This window comes from Haloplanus sp. (assembly GCF_028275055.1).
In the GTDB taxonomy this organism is placed as follows: domain Archaea; phylum Halobacteriota; class Halobacteria; order Halobacteriales; family Haloferacaceae; genus Haloplanus.
This window is the reverse complement of record NZ_JAQCNJ010000042.1, coordinates 1-2,044: the sequence shown is the minus strand read 5'-3', so window position 1 is coordinate 2,044 and position 2,044 is coordinate 1. Positions and strand designations below refer to the sequence as shown.

3 protein-coding genes are annotated in these 2,044 nt (G+C 66.6%); all 3 read right to left on the bottom strand.

The window, feature by feature from the left end:
* Positions 1–233: translation initiation factor eIF-1A (locus tag Q0925_RS05680; RefSeq protein ID WP_299332672.1), on the bottom strand; the 233-nt coding region annotated here is incomplete at its 3' end.
* 72 nt (positions 234–305) lie between these two features.
* The gene (locus tag Q0925_RS05675; protein ID WP_299332670.1) at positions 306–953 is read right to left on the bottom strand and encodes an AIM24 family protein; all 648 of its coding nucleotides are present in this window, start codon (positions 951–953) and stop codon (positions 306–308) included.
* A 140-nt stretch (positions 954–1,093) separates the two neighbouring features.
* The coding region (locus Q0925_RS05670; protein WP_299332667.1) for an amidase at positions 1,094–2,044 on the bottom strand (951 nt) is incomplete at its 5' end.

Below are 2,044 nucleotides of genomic sequence, written 5' to 3'. Positions count from 1 at the left end.
CGCCACTCGATGTTGGCCTTCTCGTCCTGCCAGTCCCACGGTTCCACGAGGACGACGTCGCCCTCGTTGATCCAGGTCCGGTACTTCATCCGACCGGGGATCCGGCCCATCCGGTTTTTGCCGTCCGCACACCGGACGCGGACGTGGTTGCCGCCGTTGTGCTCGGTTACGACGGCGAACAGCTCCTTGTCGTCGGGCATTCGGAGGTTCCGACGCCCTGATTCTTCACTCATACCTTGATTACGGCAGGCGTCCTGATAAATGAACGGTTACGGGGTCCGCGGCGTGTCGATCCCGAACGCCGACTACAGCTCCTCGTAGGGCTGGACGACGACGAATCCGTCGGAGCCGCCGAACTCCATCTGGTACCGCTCGCCCGACTCCTGGCCGACCATATCCGAAAGGCTGCGGTTCACCTCGACGTTCGGGGCCGTGCCGCTCCACGCCACGGTCGCGGCGGGGTCCGTCGAAACCGGCGGTTCCACCACGATCGGGTCGCCGTGGGTCGTGATCGCGACGGAGCCGGGACCCTGGAGGTAGACGTTCGTGAACCCCCCGGCGAAGGAACCGGCGAGGCTGTCGATCGTACTGATCTCGTAGTCGACTTCCGACTCGAACGCCAGAACGTCCTCGCCGTTGACTGTGATGGCGTCGCCGTCATTGAGTGTGAGCACCTGGACCTTCTTGCCGTGGTCGGCGAGGTAGACGGTCCCGGACCCCTCGACGGCCATCACGGGCGTGCCTTCGTTCGTCGCGGCCTCCTTGAGGAACCCCGTGATGCCGCCTTCGGCGCTCGCTTGCCCGGTGAACGACAGGTCGCCGGTGTAGGCGACCATCGAGCCGGCTTTCGCCATCAGTGTGCCGTCGACGGTCGCGTCGAGCGCGTAGCTGTTTTCGAGCCGAAACGTCTCGTTGTCGGGGACAGAGGCGGATTCGAACTGTTCGGTGTTCATTGATGCACCGAGCCGAACGGAGGGCGGCCCGGTCGGTACCACCACGTTACCGATAAAGAATCTGGCGGGATGGGTCGGCCGTGGCGGGTCCTCGTGCGGGTTGGTGTAATGATCGGCCTCGTACCGCGGACGGCACGCACTCACGCGACCGACGCGATTCGCTCGAACGTCGCCGCGGCGTCCAGTACCGTCGCATCCGCGGAGTGTCTGCCGACGACCTGCAAGCCGATCGGCAGGCCGTCGGACTCGCCGCAAGGGACACTCACGCTGGGGTGGCCGGTCAGATTGGTTGGATGAGTGTCCCAGTTGACCGGCGGCGTCGTCCCCCGCTCGAACCCGTCGATCTCGAGTGCCGTCATCGGTGTCGTGGGTGTAGCGAGAACGTCGACATCGGCGAGCGCGGCATCGAACTCCCGGTCGAGCCGCCCCCGGAGGTTCTGTCCCCGAACGTAGTGGTACCCGTCGTGCGTCTGCAGCAGATGCGTCCCCAACAGGAGCATCTCCTTGACGTTCGTTCCGAGATCGCGGCTCGACGACCCACGGAGCCTCGCGATCGCGGCGGCGAGGCTCGGTTCGACCGACTCCCCGCGCCAGATGCCTGCACCGTTCGTCGCGAACATCGTCGCGAACTCGATCGGGGCGATCCCCCACCACGCCGTCCGGGAGTAGTCGAGCGTGGGAATCTCAACGGGGCTGACCTCGGCGCCGGCGTCACGGAGTTCGTCAACGGCGTCGCGGACGCTGCGTTCGACATCGTCGGAGACGTATCGCTCGAAGAACCGGGGTTCGATGCCGATACGCAGCGTCTCGGGATCGGTGCCGAGGTCGTCGGTGAACGAGGATCGGTCCCCGTCGGGCCCGGTGTCCGCGACGGCGTCGAGGCCGCGCGCAGCGGTTTCGACGTCACGAGCGAGCGTTCCGACGTGGTCCATCGAGTACGACAGCTCCGCGACGCCGTAGGTGGGCACGAGCCCGAACGACGGCTTGACACCGACGATACCGCAGTAACTCGCGGGCATCCGAACGCTGCCGCCGGTGTCGGTCCCGAGCGCCAGGTCGACCTCGCCCGCGGCGACGGCGGCGGCACTCCC

Bases quoted from the DNA above. Each gene is read 5' to 3' on its own strand.
- Q0925_RS05675 (WP_299332670.1), bottom strand. From the start codon at position 953: ATGAACACCGAACAGTTCGAATCCGCCTCTGTCCCCGACAACGAGACG.